This window comes from Stenotrophomonas maltophilia group sp. msm1, from assembly GCF_032025805.1.
GTDB lineage: Bacteria > Pseudomonadota > Gammaproteobacteria > Xanthomonadales > Xanthomonadaceae > Stenotrophomonas > Stenotrophomonas hibiscicola.
Genome location: NZ_JAVSKH010000001.1, coordinates 297,938 through 315,290 on the forward strand (window position 1 = coordinate 297,938; position 17,353 = coordinate 315,290).

The 17,353-nt window shown below is 65.9% G+C and carries 17 protein-coding genes, 2 tRNA genes and 5 pseudogenes; 7 read left to right on the forward strand and 17 right to left on the reverse strand.

Going from position 1 to position 17,353, the window contains the following annotated elements; translation table 11 throughout:
• The 3 genes and pseudogenes from bfr to ROV95_RS01335 form a co-directional block, all read right to left on the reverse strand.
• Positions 1-471 (reverse strand): bacterioferritin, encoded by a 471-nt coding sequence (bfr, locus tag ROV95_RS01325; RefSeq protein WP_005414691.1) that lies wholly within the window; start codon positions 469-471, stop codon positions 1-3.
• 141 nt (positions 472-612) lie between these two features.
• Positions 613-822: a bacterioferritin-associated ferredoxin gene (locus tag ROV95_RS01330; RefSeq protein ID WP_019661500.1), complete on the reverse strand. Its 210-nt coding sequence runs from the start codon at positions 820-822 to the stop codon at positions 613-615.
• A 108-nt stretch (positions 823-930) separates the two neighbouring features.
• A pseudogene (locus ROV95_RS01335) lies at positions 931-1,553 on the reverse strand (RNA pyrophosphohydrolase).
• A 121-nt stretch (positions 1,554-1,674) separates the two neighbouring features.
• Between ROV95_RS01335 and ROV95_RS01340 the strand changes: the two are divergent.
• Together ROV95_RS01340 and ROV95_RS01345 are read left to right on the forward strand one after the other, a co-directional pair.
• Positions 1,675-1,751: transfer RNA gene (locus tag ROV95_RS01340), tRNA-Met, on the forward strand.
• Positions 1,752-1,806: 55 nt separating this feature from the next.
• Positions 1,807-1,881: transfer RNA gene (locus tag ROV95_RS01345), tRNA-Gln, on the forward strand.
• 281 nt (positions 1,882-2,162) lie between these two features.
• On the opposite strand, the pseudogene rpsI reads toward ROV95_RS01345, so the two are convergent.
• Together rpsI and rplM are read right to left on the reverse strand one after the other, a co-directional pair.
• Positions 2,163-2,554, reverse strand: a pseudogene (rpsI, locus tag ROV95_RS01350) (30S ribosomal protein S9).
• A 2-nt stretch (positions 2,555-2,556) separates the two neighbouring features.
• Positions 2,557-2,984 (reverse strand): annotated as a pseudogene (gene rplM / locus ROV95_RS01355) (50S ribosomal protein L13).
• 196 nt (positions 2,985-3,180) lie between these two features.
• Here rplM and coq7 point away from each other — a divergent pair.
• Positions 3,181-3,823 (forward strand): annotated as a pseudogene (gene coq7, locus ROV95_RS01360) (2-polyprenyl-3-methyl-6-methoxy-1,4-benzoquinone monooxygenase).
• 79 nt (positions 3,824-3,902) lie between these two features.
• Here coq7 and sugE read toward each other — a convergent pair.
• Together sugE and speD are read right to left on the reverse strand one after the other, a co-directional pair.
• Positions 3,903-4,223, reverse strand: coding sequence for a quaternary ammonium compound efflux SMR transporter SugE (gene sugE, locus ROV95_RS01365; RefSeq protein ID WP_005419816.1), 321 nt, complete (start codon positions 4,221-4,223; stop codon positions 3,903-3,905).
• Positions 4,224-4,389: 166 nt separating this feature from the next.
• The gene (gene speD, locus ROV95_RS01370; protein WP_019661504.1) at positions 4,390-5,184 is read right to left on the reverse strand and encodes an adenosylmethionine decarboxylase; all 795 of its coding nucleotides are present in this window, start codon (positions 5,182-5,184) and stop codon (positions 4,390-4,392) included.
• A gap of 149 nt (positions 5,185-5,333) precedes the next feature.
• On the opposite strand from speD, the gene crp reads away from it, so the two are divergent.
• Positions 5,334-6,023, forward strand: coding sequence for a cAMP-activated global transcriptional regulator CRP (gene crp / locus ROV95_RS01375; protein WP_010482649.1), 690 nt, complete (start codon positions 5,334-5,336; stop codon positions 6,021-6,023).
• Between the two features lie 61 nt (positions 6,024-6,084).
• Positions 6,085-6,845: pseudogene (locus ROV95_RS01380) on the forward strand (sulfite exporter TauE/SafE family protein).
• A 115-nt stretch (positions 6,846-6,960) separates the two neighbouring features.
• Here ROV95_RS01380 and ROV95_RS01385 read toward each other — a convergent pair.
• The 10 genes from ROV95_RS01385 to ROV95_RS01430 form a co-directional block, all read right to left on the reverse strand.
• Positions 6,961-7,677: a haloacid dehalogenase-like hydrolase gene (locus ROV95_RS01385; RefSeq protein WP_019661506.1), complete on the reverse strand. Its 717-nt coding sequence runs from the start codon at positions 7,675-7,677 to the stop codon at positions 6,961-6,963.
• Positions 7,674-8,468, reverse strand: a complete 795-nt coding sequence (gene trpC, locus ROV95_RS01390) for an indole-3-glycerol phosphate synthase TrpC (RefSeq protein WP_019661507.1) — start codon at positions 8,466-8,468, stop codon at positions 7,674-7,676. The genes ROV95_RS01385 and trpC overlap by 4 nt, the downstream gene beginning before the upstream one ends.
• A 75-nt stretch (positions 8,469-8,543) precedes the next feature.
• Positions 8,544-9,575: an anthranilate phosphoribosyltransferase gene (gene trpD, locus ROV95_RS01395; RefSeq protein ID WP_111113252.1), complete on the reverse strand. Its 1,032-nt coding sequence runs from the start codon at positions 9,573-9,575 to the stop codon at positions 8,544-8,546.
• 16 nt (positions 9,576-9,591) lie between these two features.
• Positions 9,592-10,179 (reverse strand): aminodeoxychorismate/anthranilate synthase component II, encoded by a 588-nt coding sequence (locus ROV95_RS01400; RefSeq protein ID WP_312542428.1) that lies wholly within the window; start codon positions 10,177-10,179, stop codon positions 9,592-9,594.
• A 2-nt stretch (positions 10,180-10,181) separates the two neighbouring features.
• Complete coding sequence (locus ROV95_RS01405; RefSeq protein ID WP_021202668.1) at positions 10,182-10,961, reverse strand: SIMPL domain-containing protein; 780 nt, start codon at positions 10,959-10,961, stop codon at positions 10,182-10,184.
• 67 nt (positions 10,962-11,028) lie between these two features.
• On the reverse strand, positions 11,029-12,504 hold the full coding sequence (gene trpE, locus ROV95_RS01410) for an anthranilate synthase component I (protein WP_014648670.1): 1,476 nt from the start codon (positions 12,502-12,504) through the stop codon (positions 11,029-11,031).
• 309 nt (positions 12,505-12,813) lie between these two features.
• A complete protein-coding gene (gene yegS, locus ROV95_RS01415) occupies positions 12,814-13,743 on the reverse strand; it encodes a lipid kinase YegS (protein WP_312542435.1) in 930 nt (309 codons plus the stop codon).
• 224 nt (positions 13,744-13,967) lie between these two features.
• On the reverse strand, positions 13,968-14,450 hold the full coding sequence (locus tag ROV95_RS01420; protein ID WP_026347198.1) for a GNAT family N-acetyltransferase: 483 nt from the start codon (positions 14,448-14,450) through the stop codon (positions 13,968-13,970).
• A gap of 12 nt (positions 14,451-14,462) precedes the next feature.
• Positions 14,463-15,140 carry a ribulose-phosphate 3-epimerase gene (gene rpe / locus ROV95_RS01425; protein WP_019661514.1) on the reverse strand — a complete coding sequence of 226 codons (678 nt, stop codon included), beginning with the start codon at positions 15,138-15,140 and terminating at the stop codon, positions 14,463-14,465.
• A gap of 57 nt (positions 15,141-15,197) precedes the next feature.
• On the reverse strand, positions 15,198-15,527 hold the full coding sequence (locus tag ROV95_RS01430) for a DnaJ domain-containing protein (RefSeq protein WP_312543788.1): 330 nt from the start codon (positions 15,525-15,527) through the stop codon (positions 15,198-15,200).
• 141 nt (positions 15,528-15,668) lie between these two features.
• Between ROV95_RS01430 and ROV95_RS01435 the strand changes: the two genes are divergently transcribed.
• Both ROV95_RS01435 and ROV95_RS01440 read left to right on the forward strand, forming a co-directional pair.
• Entirely contained in the window at positions 15,669-16,595 is a 927-nt protein-coding gene (locus tag ROV95_RS01435; RefSeq protein ID WP_312542438.1) for a phosphoribosylaminoimidazolesuccinocarboxamide synthase, read from the forward strand.
• Between the two features lie 201 nt (positions 16,596-16,796).
• Positions 16,797-17,282, forward strand: a complete 486-nt coding sequence (locus ROV95_RS01440; protein ID WP_010482667.1) for an Mpo1-like protein — start codon at positions 16,797-16,799, stop codon at positions 17,280-17,282.
• Positions 17,283-17,353 lie beyond the last annotated feature (71 nt).

A 17,353-nucleotide genomic window follows, 5' to 3' on the forward strand; every position in this document is an offset into this window, starting at 1 on the left:
TCACTCTTCCAGCTTGCTCAGCAGGTACTTGGGCTCGCCGATGCGCTCGATCAGGTCGAGCTGGGTTTCCAGCCAGTCGATGTGTTCTTCTTCCGAATCGAGAATCTTCACGAACAGCTGGCGGCTGACATAGTCGCCGACCGAATCGGCATAGGCGACGGCCTCGCGCAGGGTGACCACGCCGTCGCGCTCCAGCGACAGGTCGCACTGCAGGATCTCGGTCGGGTTCTCGCCGATGCGCAGCTTGCCCAGCGCCTGGAAGTTCGGCAGGCCTTCGAGGAACAGGATGCGGTCGGCGAGCATGTCGGCATGCTTCATCTCGTCGATCGATTCCTTGTACTCGTGCTCGGCCAGTTCCTTGATGCCCCAGTTCTTCAGCATCTTGGCGTGCAGGAAGTACTGGTTGATCGCGGTCAACTCGTTGTAGAGGACCTTGTTGAGGAATTCGATGACCTTGGTGTCGCCCTTCATGGGATGCTCCTGCACGCTGAAAACGCAGGCACTTTAACGCCTTGCCTGCGGCCGTGAAGGAACGCGAATCGTGCGCATTGGCCTGTGCGGCCGCGCGTGAAGGATGCGAAAGCGCGGCGTCAATGCGCCGCGAAGAAACGATCAGGCAACCTGGGCCAGGCCCAATACCGGCAGCGGCAGATCGTGGGTCGCACGCGCCTTGGCCAAGAGGTCCGCGGCCATGTCCAGGCAGGAACCGCAGGTCGCACCACAGCCGGTCCGCATGGTCAGTTCGGCCACCGTGCTGACACCATGGCTGGCGGCTTCGCGGATCTGGTGGTCGGTGACTCCGTTGCAGATGCAGACGTACACAGGCGGGAACCGGGCTGACAGGCCAGGAGCGGCCTGATGGCTATTCCAATGGAAACGAGAATGGTTGTCAATCAGAGACCTGAACCATTCTCGATACCGTTCAGCCCGTCAGCTGGCTGGGCCATCACCCGTGGCCTTCTTCGGCCAGTAGCCGCGCGTCCGCGGGCGCGCTTGCGCGGGCGGTCGTGGCCGGCCGTGTGGCCGGGCATCCAAGCCTCGGCGGCGCTCTTGGGCATGGCGGTTACGCCCTGTCCGGCGACCCCGCGCGCCAAAGGCGCCAGATGACGCAGTGCGCGCGCATAGACGCCGCGCTTGAACACCACCACATGCTCCACCGGGTACCAGAAATCGACCCAGCGCCAATGATCGAACTCGGGCGAGTCAGTGTGGTCCAGCTTCACATGGGATTCGTCGCCGGTCAGGCGCAGCAGGAACCAGACCTGCTTCTGGCCGATGCAGACCTGCCGCTCGTTGCGGCGGATGGCCCGCGCCGGCAGCTTGTAGCGCAGCCAACCGGGCGTGGCCCCGAGCACTTCCACATGCTCAGGCAGCAGGCCGGTTTCTTCCTGCAGTTCACGATACATGGCCTCGACGGGCGTCTCATCGGTGTTCATGCCCCCTTGCGGGAACTGCCAACCATCCCGGCGCACGCGTCGTGCCCAGAACACCTGGCCGTCCTGCCGCATCAGCACAATGCCGACGTTCGGTCGATAGCCGTCCGGATCGATCACGATGCGGACTCCTAAGAAAATCTACTGCCCGGGACTATCCCACGCCCTCTGTCGGCCCACAAGCACGGCACAAAAGTGTTGACAGGGACGGTACACATCCGCAGAATAGCGGGCTCACCAAGGCTATGTAGCTCAGCCGGTTAGAGCACAGCACTCATAATGCTGGGGTCGGTGGTTCGAGTCCACCCATAGCCACCACACTGAAAATGAAGTTGTTTTTCAGCGTGATAAGTGAGAAAATCGTTGTACGTTTTGCCCCGTCGCCAAGCGGTAAGGCACCTGACTCTGACTCAGGCATTCGGTGGTTCGAATCCATCCGGGGCAGCCAAATTAAAAGCAAAAGGCCAGATCGAAAGATCTGGCCTTTTGCTTTTAATTTGGTCACGCATTCCACCTTATCCCCGCGCCTGTCGGCGCACCCCCTTGAACAACAAGGGGCTCTTCTCCAGAGAGAGGCCCGGGGTCGGACATGCAAAAAGACGGGTAGTGCCGGCCGCTGGCCGGCAACCACGAAATGCCTGACTCCAAAACGACAAAAGCCCGGCCGAAGCCGGGCTTTTGCTTTTCCATCCAGCGGGCCCCCGAAGGAGCCCAACTAGGCGCAGCAGATCAGCGCTTGGAGAACTGGGTGGCGCGGCGGGCCTTGTGCAGACCGACCTTCTTACGCTCGACTTCGCGGGCGTCGCGGGTCATGAAGCCAGCCTTGCGCAGCTCGGACTTCAGGCTTTCGTCGTACTCGACCAGCGCACGGGCGATACCCAGACGGATCGCACCGGCTGGCCGGTGGTGCCGCCGCCAGCGGCGGTGACCAGGATGTCGAAGCTTTCGGTGTTCTTGGTCAGCTCGAGCGGCTGGCGCACGATCATGCGCGCGGTCTCACGACCGAAGAACTCGTCCAGCGGACGACCATTGACGGTGATGTTGCCCGAACCCTTGCGCAGGAACACGCGAGCGGTGGAGGACTTGCGGCGGCCAGTGCCGTAGTTTTGAGTGATAGCCATGATTAGATATCCAGAACCTGCGGCTGCTGTGCGGCGTGCGGATGCTCAGTGCCGGCGTAGACCTTGAGCTTGCGGTACATCTGGCGACCCAGCGGGCCCTTCGGCAGCATGCCCTTGACGGCGATCTCGATCACGCGCTCCGGGTGGCGCTCCAGCGCCTGGGCCAGGACTCGGTCTTCAGGTTGCCGATGTAACCGGTGAAACGGTGATACATCTTGTCCTGCAGCTTCTTGCCGGTGACGGCAATCTTTTCTGCATTGATGACGACCAGGTAGTCGCCGGTATCAACGTGCGGGGTGTAGACCGGCTTGTGCTTGCCACGCAGACGGCGGGCCAGCTCGGTGGCGAGACGGCCCAGGGTCTTGCCCTCGGCGTCGACGAGGTACCAGTCGCGCTGGACGGTCTCGTTCTTGGCAGTGAAAGTGCTCATGAAGAACTCTAGGTTAGGTCGGGCTCATTGCGGCGAAAGGCTCGCCGGAACTCTGCCACGCGTTGTGAAAAGGTGAAGCGCAAGAGGCGGGATTGTACTGGCCTTGCCAGCCACTTGCAAGTGGACCGTCAGGCCGGGTTGGCACGGACGCAGGGCCGGGCGAGAATCGGGGACTTCCGCCCCACCGCGTACTGCCATGACCGTGCTCCGCCAGACCACCCCGCTGGACCACCTGCTGACCGAGGCGCAGCGCGCCCTGGATACGGTGTTCGGCAACCCACCGGCGGCCCGCCCCTACCCGGCTGCGGAGACCGACGAGCCCGGCATGGGCAGCGCCGAGCGCCGCCATGCCGCCGGCCTGTGCGGATCAACCACGTCGGCGAAGTCTGTGCGCAGGGCCTGTATTTCGGCCAGGCCGCCGTGGCCCGCGACCCGGCCACGCGTGAACACCTGCTGGAAGCGGCCCAGGAAGAGACCGACCATCTGGCCTGGTGTGCCACCCGGCTGGCCGAACTGGACAGCCGTCCCAGCCTGTTCAACCCGCTGTGGTACGCCGGCAGCTATACCATCGGTACGCTGGCCGGGCTGCGCGGTGACGGCTGGAACCTCGGCTTCGTGGTCGAGACCGAGCGCCGGTGGAGGCCCACCTGGACGAGCATCTGGTCGACCTGCCGCCCGGCGACCTGCGCAGCCGCGCGGTCATCCAGGTGATGAAGGAGGACGAGGCCCGCCATGCCGAGCACGCCGAGCAGGCCGGCGCACGCCGTCTTCCGTTCCCGATTCCGGGCGCGATGGCACTGGCCTCCAGGGTGATGAAGACCATCGCCTACCGCATTTGAAGGGTCGCCCGCACCAACGGTGCGGCTACCAGAGGTGCGGGGGCCGACGGTGGGGCCCGACCGTTGGTCGGGCCATCAATCAGTTGGGCGAGACCAGCTTCAGGCCGATCACGCCGGCTACGATCAGGCCCACGCAGGCCAGGCGGGCCGGCGACGCACTGTCGTTGAACAGATAGATGCCCAGCACCGCCACGCCCATGGCACCGATGCCGGTCCAGATCGCATAGGCCGTGCCGACCGGGATGCTCTTCATCGCCTGGCTCATCAGGTACAGGCTGATCAGGGCGGACACCACCGTGGCAACGGTGGGCAGGGGTTTGCTGAAGCCTTCGGAGTACTTCATTCCGAGGGCGAAACCGATCTCGAACAGGCCGGCCAGCAGCAGGTAGATCCAGGGCATGGGTGGGGGCTCCTTACCTTTTGGGGAAAAAACGAAACGGCCCGGTGTTTTCACACCGGGCCGTGGGTCGGTACATCACCATGGAGCCAATCGCGCGTGCGACGCCAGTTCCACGGGGCGGGTCGTCCCGCCGGGTGGCGATGCCTGCGGGCATCGCACATGGGGCTTACTCGGACAGGTTCCGGCCGTGGAACAACTCTTCGATCTCGCGCTTGAGCAGCGCCTCGATCTTCATGCGCTCCTTGAACGACAGGTTCCTGGCCTTTTCCTCGAACAGGTACTGGTCCAGGTCGAAGTCCTTCAGGTGCATCTTCGTGTGGAAGATGTTTTCCTGGTAGACGTTGACGTCGAACATCTCGTAACGCGACTTGATGTTCTTGGCCAGGAAGTTCTGGATCGAGTTGATCTTGTGGTCGATGAAGTGCTTCTTGCCCTTCACATCACGGGTGAAGCCACGGACGCGGTAGTCCATGATCACGATGTCCGATTCCAGGCTCTCGATCAGGTAGTTCAGGGCCTTCAGCGGGGAAATGACGCCACAGGTGGCCACGTCGATGTCCGCGCGGAACGTCGCGATACCTTCCTGCGGATGGGTCTCCGGGTAGGTATGGACCGTGATGTGGCTCTTGTCCATGTGCGCGACCACGGCGTCGGAGATCAGCTCCTTGCCGGCCAGCTTCTTGTCGATCACCGGTTCTTCGGAGATCAGGATGGTCACCGAGGCACCCTGCGGGTCGTAGTCCTGGCGGGCCACGTTCAGGATGTTGGCGCCGATGATCTCGGCGACATCGGTCAAGATCTGAGTCAGCCTGTCGGCGTTGTACTCTTCATCGATGTATTCAATGTAACGCTGACGCTCCTCTTCGGTGCGCGCGTAACACACGTCATAGATGTTGAAGCTCAGCGCCTTGGTGAGGTTGTTGAAACCCTGCAGCCTCAGGCGAGGCAACGGCTTGACCACGGCGGTCGATTCCTGTGTAAGAAGGGAAAGGGGGAATTATGGGGCAAACTGCCCCCGGGGGGAACGTGAAGAGCGCTCACATCTGGCACACTGTTTGCCCTTAACAATTGCGCTGGTTAAGCTCCGCTATCGACCCCGTGAATCCGTTCATGCGCAGAGGGAGCGCTCCTATCGTGTCAACCGTGCGCCTAGCTAGCAGTCCACTGGCCCTGGATATCGCCACAATCGATCGTTTCCTGGCGCACAGCCACAGGCGGCGATACCCCACCCGTACCGACGTCTTCCGGCCCGGGGACCCGGCGGGAACCCTGTATTACGTCATCAGCGGCTCGGTTTCGATCATGGCCGAGGAAGATGACGATCGCGAGCTGGTGCTGGGCTACTTTGGTGCCGGCGAATTCGTCGGCGAGATGGGCCTGTTCGTCGAATCGGACCGCCGCGAGGTGATCCTGCGGACCCGTACCGCCTGCGAGCTGGCCGAAATCAGCTACGAGCGCCTGCATCAGCTGTTCCTCGGCCCGCTGTCGGCCGATGCCCCGCGCCTGCTGTATGCTCTGGGCCAGCAGATTTCCAAGCGCCTGCTCGACACCAGCCGCAAGGCCAGCCGCCTGGCATTCCTGGACGTGACCGACCGGATCGTGCGCACCCTGCACGACCTGGCGCAGGAGCCGGAGGCGATGAGCCATCCGCAAGGCAGCCAGCTGCGTGTATCGCGCCAGGAGCTGGCGCGCCTGGTCGGCTGCTCGCGCGAGATGGCCGGCCGCGTGCTGAAGAAACTGCAGACCGACGGCCTGCTGCATGCCCGCGGCAAGACCGTGGTGCTGTACGGCACCCGTTGACCGTTGAGCACCCGGTGGGTGCGGACCTTGGTCCGCACTCCCGGCGCGCTAGGCTCGGTGCATGGAGCTGAGCAGCGAATTCTGGTGGTTCATCCTCATCGGCCTGGGCGCACAGCTGGTCGACGGCGCGCTGGGCATGGCGTTCGGCCTGGTGTCCTCGTCGGTGATGCTGAGCATGGGCCTGCCGCCGGCGCAGGTCAGCGCCAGCATCCACACCGCTGAAGTGTTCACCACGGGCGCCTCGGGGGTGTCGCACCTCGCAGCCGGAAATGTCGATAAGCGCCTGTTCCTGCGCCTGGCCCTGCCCGGCGCAGTGGGCGGCGCCCTGGGCGCGTACGTGCTCACGCAGCTCCCGGGCGAGATCATCCGGCCACTGATCTACCTGTACCTGCTGGTGCTGGCGATCATCATCCTGGCCCGCGCCGCTGGGCGCTGGATGCCCAAGGGCGAGATCCGCCGGGTGCCGGTGCTGGGCTTCTTCGCCGGCCTGCTCGACGCCAGCGGCGGCGGTGGCTGGGGGCCCATCGCCACGTCCACTCTGCTCGCCCGCGGCGGCCGGCGCGCACCACCATCGGAACAGTCAACGCAGCCGAGTTCGTGGTCACGTTGACGGTGTCAGCGACCTTCCTGTTGTCGATGGGCGTGCAGCACCTGCAGATCGTCGCCGGCCTGCTGATCGGCGGCATGATGGCCGCGCCGGTGGCGGCGATCCTGGTCAAGCGGGTGAAGGAGCGCTGGGTGCTGGTGGCCGTGGGCGTGCTGGTGCTGGGCATCAGCCTGTTCCAGATCGGCCACGCGGTGTACGGGCATCTGGGCCGCTGAGCGCTTGCCGGGCATGGCCCCGCTACCCGCGCCTTTTCGGTAGCGCCGGGCCATGCCCGGCGGATCATTCACCGTGAGATGGGGTCAGAGCCCCTTCGGGGATCTGACCCTTGGATCAGGCCTTGTCGCCACCACGGTCCACGCAGCCCCAGTTGAGGATGCGGGTGCCGGCGGGCAGCACGCGGCGGAAGAACGCCACCCGGCCCGGCTTCGGGTTCACCACCACCGGTGCCTTGGCCGCCAGCAGCAGCGGCAGGTCGGCGGTGCTGTCGGAGTAGGCGATATCAATATCGCCGTAGCCGCGCTCGCGCAGCATGCGCATTTTCTCTTCGTTGTGGCAGTGACGGGTTGGACCGACGCCGCCCAGCCGTGGGCCGACCTCGGTACCGATCACCGGCACATCCTGATGGGCCACGAAGGCCAGGATCGCGCGTGCAAGCTCCGGCGGCGCACCTGTGGCAACCACCACGCGGTCGCCCTTGGCCCGGTGCGCGGCGAACACCTCCAGCGCCTGCGGCAGCAGCTTGGCGCGCATCTGCGCCTCGTTGCGCAGCACATAGGCGTCGATCACCTTGTTGAAATCGCGCGCACGGTGCAGGCCGAAACTGCCGATCCACACGTAGACCGAAATGCCGGCACGACGGGTCGGCAGCAGCGCCACCATCGGCCCGGCGATCGGCGTGACCAGCAGCGCCGCCAGCATGCGCAACGGGTTGCGCTTGATCAGCGAGGCGAACAGATGGGTGCCCGAATCGCCGTCGTAGAGGGTGTGGTCGAAGTCGAAGACCACCAGCGGCGCATCCTCGCGCGGCGTCGGATAGTGCGTTTTCATGCCGCGAAGAATAGCTGACGCAGGCCCTCGCCCGGCTCTTCCACGCGCATGAAGGCCTCGCCCACCAGGAACGCGTGGATGCCGGCATCACGCATCAGCGCCACGTCCTGCGGCCCCAGGATGCCACTCTCGGTGACCAGCAGGCGGTCGCGCGGCACGGCCTGCTGCATGTCCAGCGTGGTCTGCAGCGACACCTCGAAGGTGCGCAGGTTGCGGTTGTTGATGCCGATCATCGGTGCCGGCACCTGCAGCGCACGCTCCAGTTCGTCGATGTCGTGCACTTCCACCAGCACGTCCATGCCCAGCGACAGCGCCAGTTCGGACAAGGTGGCCAGCTGGGTGTCGTCCAGCGCGGCCACGATCAGCAGGATGCAGTCGGCGCCCAGCACGCGCGCTTCGTACACCTGGTAGGCGTCGATCACGAAGTCCTTGCGCAGCACCGGCAGCGTGCAGGCCTCGCGGGCCTGCTGCAGGTAGGCGTCGGCACCCTGGAAGAAGTCCACGTCGGTCAGCACCGACAGGCAGCTGGCACCGCCGAATTCGTAGCTGACGGCGATGTCGGCCGGGCGGAAGTCCGGGCGGATCACACCCTTGGACGGGCTGGCCTTCTTCACCTCGGCGATCACCGCCGGGTCGCCATTGGCCACCGCCGCCTGCAGCGCGCGCACGAAGCCGCGTACCGGCGGGGCGCTGGCCGCGGCGGCCTGAAGCTCCTCGAGCGGGCGCTGGGCGCGGCGCTGGGCCACTTCTTCGGCCTTGCGGGCCAGGATCGTCTGCAGGATGTCGCTCATCGTCTTCGGGTCGGTGCGGGGGCGGTGAGGACGGCCATTATCGGGCCATCGACGGGGTCAGGCTGAACCGCGCGCTCAGGCAACCAGCGCGCGGGTGGTTTCCACATACTGCTGCAGGCGCTGGCGGGCGCTGCCATTGGCGATGGCGGCACGGGCACGGGCCAGGCCATCGCCGATATCGCTGGCCACGCCGGCAACGTACAGGGCGGCACCGGCATTGAGCGCCACGATGTCCAGCGCCGGGCCCGGCTCGTTGTCCAGCACCGCGCGCAGCATCTGGATGGACTGTTCCGGGCCGTCCACGCGCAGGTTGCGGCTGGCCGACATGGCGATGCCGAAGTCTTCCGGGTGGATCTCGTACTCGCGGACCTTGCCGTCGCGCAGCTCGCCCACCAGGGTGCCCGCCCCCAGCGAGATCTCGTCCATGTTGTCGCGGCCCCAGACCACCATCGCGCGCTCGGTGCCCAGTTCGCGCAGCACGCGGGCCTGGATGCCCACCAGATCGGGATGGAACACGCCCATCAGCACAGACGGCGCGCTGGCCGGATTGGTCAGCGGGCCGAGGATGTTGAAGATGGTGCGCACGCCCATCTCGCGGCGTACCGGCGCGACCACCTTCATCGACGGATGATGGATCGGCGCAAACATGAAGCCGATGCCGGTCCGCTCGATGGCCGCGGCCACCTGATCCGGCTGCAGTTCGATCACCGCGCCCAGCGCTTCCAGCGCATCGGCACTGCCGGACTTGGACGACACGCTGCGATTGCCATGCTTGGCCACGCGCGCGCCGGCGGCGGCCGCGACGAACATCGAGCAGGTGGAGATGTTGAAGGTGTGCGAGCCATCGCCACCGGTACCGACGATATCAACCAGGTTGGAGGTATCGGCCACCGGCACTGGCCGGGCGAATTCACGCATCACGGTGGCCGCCGCGGCGATTTCGTCCACGGTCTCCTTCTTCACGCGCAGGCCGGTGAGGATCGCGGCGGTCATCATCGGAGACACATCGCCGCGCATGATCTGCCGCATCAGGTCGACCATTTCGTCGAAGAAGATTTCGCGGTGCTCGATGGTGCGATGCAGGGCTTCCTGGGGGGAGAAGCTCATGGGTATGCTCCTTGGATCAGGCCGCCGGGCGCTGGAGGAAATTGCGCAGCAGCGCGTGGCCGTGTTCGGTGAGGATGGATTCGGGATGGAACTGGACGCCTTCCACCGGGAACTGGCGGTGGCGCAGGCCCATGATCTCTTCGATCGAGCCGTCCTCGTTCTCGGTCCAGGCGGTCACTTCCAGCACATCGGGCAGGCTGTTCTTGTCCACCACCAGCGAGTGGTAGCGGGTGGCCTGGTAGCGGTCCGGCAGGCCGGCGAACACGCCCTTGCCCTCATGGCGGATCGGCGAGGTCTTGCCGTGCATGATGTTGCCGGCGCGGATGACGGTGCCGCCGTAGACCTGGCCGATGCCCTGGTGGCCCAGGCACACGCCGAGGATCGGCGTGGTCGGGCCCAGGCGTTCGATCAGCTCCAGCGAAACGCCCGCTTCGTTGGGGGTGCACGGGCCGGGCGAAATGACGATGCGCTCGGGCTTCTGCGCGGCGATCTCGTCCACGCTCATCACATCGTTGCGCACCACCTTCACTTCGGCGCCCAGCGTCTGCAGGTACTGCACGAGGTTGTAGGTGAAGCTGTCGTAGTTGTCGATCATCCACAACATGGTCAGGTTCCGTCGCTTATCAGGAAAATGGCGTACACGTTTTCGGTGTAGGTGATGGGGCCGGCTTCAATGGATTCGGGCTCAGCGGGCGCGGGCGCGGAGGCGGGCGCGTAGCTGCCGGTCACCGAGATCCTGTCGAGGTCCCCGCCGTCCTCGCCCTGCTGGGGCCATTGCCCGGCCCGGATGCCGTAGGCGAAGTCCGGCGCCACATCGGAGATGCTGTACAGACCACGCACTCTTGTTCCATAGGCCTTGGCCAGGCCCTGCGCGGACTCGCGGGTCTGGGCCGCTGCCTCGCCCTTGAGTTCGCGGCGCAGCGCCACTTCGCCCGAATAGGTCGGCGCCAGGCTGCTCACCTGTACGTTCTCGTTGGCCTTCAACGCCCCCAGAACATCCTGCATCGCCTTCACGCTGGCGAAGCTGGCACGCAGCTGGCGCGATACGCGGGTACCGATGAAGACCTGCCGGTTCTGCTCATAGCGCGTGGCCGGGCCGATCCGCAGGTTGTCCGCACGCACGCTGCCGTCCACCGCCTTGTGCTGCTTGAACAGTGCCAGCACGCGGGCAACGTTGTCCTGCACGCGGCGGCGCGCGGCGTCGGCGTCCATGTCGGTCTCTTCGATGTTCAACTGCAGGCCGAACCGGTCCGGCATCACCGTGCGGCTGCCCTGCCCCTTCACCAGCAGGTGCGGCTGCGAGGGAATCGTGTTGGCCTGCGCCCACGCAGACGGGGCCATCGTGGCCAGCAGTGACGACCACAGCAATGCGCTCAGCAGCTTCATGCGGTACTCCTTGTCTTGAATGGGAACAGCGGAAGGTGCCGCGGCGCAGGCCACGGCACGGGGAGGATCACAGGCCCTTGGCGGCCTGGGCGACGGCGCGGAACAGCGCGCGGCCCTTGTTCATCGTCTCATCCCATTCCTTGTCCGGGTCCGAGTCGTAGACGATGCCGGCGCCGGCCTGCACGTACAGGCGGCCGTCCTTGATCACCGCGGTGCGGATCGCGATCGCGGTATCGGCATCGCCGTGCCAGCCGATGTAGCCGATGCTGCCGGCGTAGACATTGCGCTTGATCGGTTCCAGCTCGCGGATCACTTCCAGCGCGCGGATCTTCGGCGCGCCGCTGACCGTGCCGGCCGGGAAGGTGGCACGCAGCACGTCGGCATAGCTCAGGCCCGGCTGCAGCTGCCCGGTCACTTCGCTGACGATGTGCATCACGTGGCTGTAGCGTTCGATCACGAACTGCTCGCCCACCTCCACGGTACCTGCCTTCGAGACGCGGCCGGCATCGTTGCGGCCCAGGTCGATCAGCATCAGGTGCTCGGCGCGTTCCTTCGGATCGGCCAGCAGCTCGGCTTCCAGCGCCAGGTCCAGCTCGGGCGTGGCGCCACGCGGGCGGGTGCCGGCGATCGGGCGCACGGTGACTTCGCCGTCCTGAAGGCGTACCAGGATTTCCGGCGATGAACCGACCACCTGCAGGTCGCCGACATCCAGGAAGTACATGTACGGCGACGGGTTCAGCGCACGCAGTGCGCGGTACACATCCACCGGGCGCGCCTTGAACGGCACGCTCAGGCGCTGGCTGAGCACCACCTGGAAGATGTCACCGGCGCGGATGTATTCCTTGCTGCGCTGGACCGCATCGACGAAGCCTTCGCGGGTGAAGCCGGAGACGAAGTCGGACTCGTCCAGCACGTCGCTGTTGAGCGGTGCGGGATAACCGGCGCCGGGCGCGCGCAGCTTGGCAGTCAGCGCATCCAGGCGTGCCTGGGCCTGCTCGAAGGCGCCCTCGACCCGTGGGTCGGCGTGCACGATCAGGTACAGCCGGCCCTTGAGGTTGTCGAACACGGCCAGCTCGTTGGAGTCCAGCAGCAGGATGTCCGGCGTGCCCAGCTCATCGCGGCCGGCCGGCGGGGCCAGGCGTGGTTCGATGTAGCCGATGCATTCGAAGCCGAACCAGCCGACCAGGCCACCGGTGAAGCCCGGCAGGCCTTCCAGCTTCGGCACCGAGTGGGCGCTGCGCAGCGCCTCGACTTCGGCGAACGGGTCGGCCACCTCGCGGGTGTCCACCACCTGGCCGTCTTCGCGCACAGTCAGCGTGTGGCCATGGAAGGCGTACACGCGACGCGCCGGCAGGCCGATGATCGAGTAACGACCAAAGCGCTCGCCGCCTTCGACGGATTCAAACAGGTAGGTATTGGGGCCGTCGGCGAGCTTCAGATAGACCGAAAGCGGCGTGTCCAGGTCGGACAGCACTTCACGGACGACGGGAATATGGGTGTGGCCTTCAGCGGCCTGCTGCTGAAACTGAGCGTGCGAGTTCAAGACGACTTTCCTTCCGGGACACAGCGTTATGGGGGCGGACGACGGCAACGGGCCACCATCGCCACCAACGGCGTGCGGAAGAAAGGGTATGCGGGGTCGTCAGGCTGGACACCCCCTGACTGTATCGCAGCCGGGGCGGGAGGGGAACCCTGGGAAACTGAACCACGGGAAAGCACAGGGCTCATGGCGGGGACCGGTGGGGGACCGGCGCGGGAACCGGTGGAGTCGACTGTTAGTCGACTGCTCTTCGTCCCGACGGTAAAACCGGCGCTACACGCGTAAGTCGACTAACAGTCGACTCTACCCCGCCTACCCCGCCAGCAACGGGCATCCGGTCGGCAGGTGCATCCGCACCCTGCCCGGCACGCACGCGATGCGGAACTGGCGGGCCTGGACTGGTTCGCCGTCCAGGTTGAGGGTCAGCGCCTTCGGTGCGTCGATCTGCAGCCACGGCAGCCGCGCACGCGTGGCCAGCTGTTCCAGCGCCGCCTGGGTGCCCGACTTCAGCATCTGGCCGAGCGTGGCGGTGACCTCACCCTCCAGTTCCGGAAGCACGGTGACATCCAGCAGCCCATCGTCGATCACGGCCTGCGGGCACAACTGCTGGCCACCGCCGGCCTGCCGGCCATTGCCGATGCCCAGGGCGATGAAGTCGCCTTCCCACGCGAAATCCGGGCCGGACAGGCGCGCGGTGATCGGCTCGATGCGGCCCAGCTTGGCGATGCCGGTGATCACATAGGCCAGCCCGCCCAGCATCTTCTTCAGGCCGGCATCGGTCTCCACCGTCACCTGCGTGCCGAAGCCACCGCTGGCGAGATTGGCGCACCACCATTGCGTGCCATCGGCGTCCACGCGCAACAGGTCAATGGCGTGCGGCGTCGCCTGCCCGATCAAGGCGAAGGCCTCCTTCGGCTCAGTGGGAATGCCGGCAGCAGTCGCGAAATCGTTGGCGGTCCCCATCGGAATCAGCGCCAGCGAGGGCAGCGCATCTGCCGGCTCCTCACGATGTGCCAGTGTCTCGGCCACCGCACTGAGCGTGCCATCGCCACCGGCGGCCACGATCACGTCCACGCCATGATCGATCGCCTCGGCCACGTAGCGTTCGGCGTCACCGTCTTCCCAGGTCACCCGCACTTCCAGCTGCACGCCCTGTCCGCGCCAATGGCCGACGGCGTCGCGCAACTCATCGTTGCCGGCGGATTTGCCGTTGAGGATCAGGCGCCAGCGCGGGGTGGTCATGCAGAGCTTCCAGGGATGCGGTGGCACAGGCTAGCAATGCGCTGTTTGCCCGCGGTGAATGTCACGCAGATGTCATTCAGCTGCTGGAGAATGGAAGGCCATAGCAGGGACGACGGATGGAGGCAGGATCAGCCTCCCACGCATGCAGCGAGGCCACGCCAGTGATTGGCGTGGCCTTTTTTTTGCCGGCCGTAGATCCACGCCACGCGTGGATGCATTTCACGTCAACCGTTGGCGAAATCGTGCAGCGCCTGGCCCTGCAGCCGGTACACGGTCCACTCGTCCTGCGGCTTTGCGCCGGCGGCGGTGTAGAACTCGATGGCCGGGGTGTTCCAGTCCAGCACCGACCATTCGAAACGACCGCAGCCTTCGGCCACGGCCTGGCGCGCGATGTACTTCAGCAGTGCCTTGCCGGCGCCGCCGCCGCGCTTCTCCGGGCTGATGTAGAGGTCTTCCAGGTAGATGCCCTTGCGGCCCAGCCAGGTGGAGTAGTTGTAGAAATACACCGCATAGCCGATGGCCTCACCGTCGGCTTCGCAGATCAACGCGCGGGCAGTCGCATCGGCACCGAACAGGCTTTCGGCAATACCGATCTCATCGGTCTGCACCGAATGCTCGGCCTTCTCGTAGATGGCCAGTTCGCGGATGAAGCGCAGGATCAGGCCAGCGTCGGCCACGGTGGCCGGGCGGATGTTCAACACGGCCACCGTACCCATGGCTCAGCCCCTTGCCGCAGCAACGTTCGCGCGCATCTGCGCGATCACGTCCTGGTAGCTGGTCCTGGCGTTGAAGATGGCCGAACCGGCAACGAAGGTGTCAGCGCCGGCGGCGGCGATCTCACCGATGTTGTCGGCTTTCACGCCACCGTCGATCTCCAGGCGGATGTCCTTGCCGCTGGCATCGATCATCTTGCGCACCACCTTCAGCTTGTCCAGCGCCGAGGGGATGAAGGCCTGGCCGCCGAAGCCCGGGTTGACCGACATCAGCAGCACCAGGTCCAGGTCATCCAGCACCCAGTCGAGGATGTCCACCGGGGTGGCCGGATTGAGCACGATGCCCGGCTTGCAGCCCAGCGAGCGGATCAGCTGGATCGTGCGGTGCACATGGCGGCTCGCCTCCGGATGGAAGCTGATGTAGGTGGCACCGGCCTCGGCGAAGTCCGGGATGATGCGGTCCACCGGCTCGACCATCAGGTGCACGTCGATCGGCGCGGTCACGCCGTGCTTGCGCAGCGCCTGGCAGACCATCGGGCCGATGGTCAGGTTCGGCACGTAGTGGTTGTCCATCACGTCGAAGTGGACCCAGTCCGCGCCGGCGGCGAGGACGTTGTCGACTTCCTCGCCGAGACGGGCGAAGTTGGCAGAGAGAATGGACGGGGCGATGAGGCAGTTGGACATGGCCGGGGCCTTCGGAACGGGGAAAGGATTCTCCCGCCCGCAGGCGGGACTGTCGGATCAGCGCTTGCGCAGGGCCTTGATGCGGTCGTAGGCGGCATTGATCCGCCGCGACTTCTGCTCGGCCTGCTGCTGCAGCTCGGGGGCGGCGCCGCCAAGCTTGTCGGGGTGGTACTGCGAGATCAGCTTTCGGTAGGCGCGCTCGATCTCGGCATCGGTGGCCTCGGAGGTCAGCCCCAGCTCCCGGTACGGGTTCTCCTTGTTCAGGCGGAACCAGTCCGAATCAAAGGCATGGCCGATCAACAGGCCGACTACCGCGCCGAACAGCGGATTGGGCCGGAACAGCAGGGCCCCGGCGATGAAACCGAGCAGTTTTCCGTACCAGCGCATGGCGCCCCAGGGTCGACCGGCGAAATGGATGCTCATTTTACGTCACAGCGGGCCCGGACCGCTTTACACTAGGCCGCCCGCTGGTCAGCGGGCCCGCCGGGTCCGCTGGGCAGCCGTATCGACAACGCCCCAGGAGTGCCCGTGCCAACCACGCTGTTGCAATCCGATCTCCCCGGCCTGCCCTTGCGCCATCGCGGCAAGGTGCGTGATGTGTTCGATATCCCGCGCGAGCGGCTGCCTGCAGGGGCCCCGCCGGGCGACTACCTGCTGATGGTGGCCACCGATCGCCTGTCGGCGTTCGACGTGGTCCTGCCCGACCCGATCCCGGGCAAGGGCGAGATGCTCTGCCAGGTCTCCAACTTCTGGTTCGCCAAGACCGCGCACCTGATGCCCAACCACCTGACCGGCATCGACGTGGCCAGCGTGCTGCCCGAAGGCGTGGACCCGGCCCTGTATGCCAAGCGCGCGGTGGTCACCCGCAAGCTGAAGCCGGTGCCGGTGGAAGCGATCGCCCGCGGCTACCTGATCGGCAGCGGCTGGAAGGATTACCAGCGCACCGGCAAGGTCAGCGGCATCGATCTGCCCGACGGCCTGCGCCAGGCCGAGCAGCTGCCCGAGCCGATCTTCACCCCCTCGACCAAGGCCGCCGTCGGCGACCACGACGAGAACATCGATTTCGACGCGATGGTGAAGCAGGTCGGTGCGGACCTGGCCGAGCGCGTGCGCGACGCCACCCTGCGCATCTACAAGTTCGCCGCCGATTACGCCCGCGAACGCGGCATCCTCCTCGCCGATACCAAGTTCGAGTTCGGTACCGACGCCGATGGCCGCCTGTACATCATGGACGAGATGCTGACGCCGGATTCCTCGCGTTACTGGCCGGCCGACGAGTACGAAGTGGGTACCAGCCCGCCGAGCTACGACAAGCAGTTCGTGCGCGATTACCTGGAGACGCTGGACTGGGGCAAGACCGCCCCGGGCCCGACCATCCCGGCCGAGATCATCGAGCGCACCCGCGCCAAGTACGCCGAGGCGCTGCAGCGCCTGGCCGGGATCAGCGTCGACTGATCCGCCTGCGCCCCCGGCCGGACAGGCGGGGGCACTCTGAAGGGGTAGTGCCGGCCGCTGGCCGGCTACCTCGGCGAATCCGCAGCCAGGCATGGCCTGGCTCTGGTAGTGCCGGCCGCTGGCCGGCAACCTCATGAACTCGGCTATGCTCTGGAGTGCCGGCCAGCGGCCCACTACCGTTGTCCGAGGAAGCAACGCAGCATGCAGACATCCACCGAGCTTGCGCGGCCGATCGACCGCTATTTCGCCAGCTACTCCGACGACCATCGCAATGTGATCAACCAGCGCATCCACGTGGTGGCGGTTCCGGCGATCCTGTGGTCGGTGGTGGCCCTGCTGTGGTGCCTGCCGCCGCTGATCACCTGGTTCCAGTACGGCATCTGGTCGGCGTTCGCGATGTTCAGCGCCTGGTGCTTCTACAACAAGCTGTCGCGCCCGCTGGGCATCGGCATGCTCATCCAGTTCTTCGTGTTCGGCTGCCTGTGCCGCCTGCTGGAAGCCGAAATCGGCCTGCAGGCCCTGCGCTGGCTGGCGGTGGGCGTGTTCGTGGTGGCCTGGATCGCGCAGTTCATCGGCCACACGTTCGAGGGCCGCAAGCCCAGCTTCCTGACCGACCTGACCTACCTGCTGATCGGCCCGGCCTGGGTGATGGCCAAGTTCTACCGCAAGCTCGACTGGCGCTACTGACCTGCCCAGGGCCGACGGCGCACCTCGTTTCCTGAACGGGCAGATCCCGTCACCCGCACTCCACGACGGCC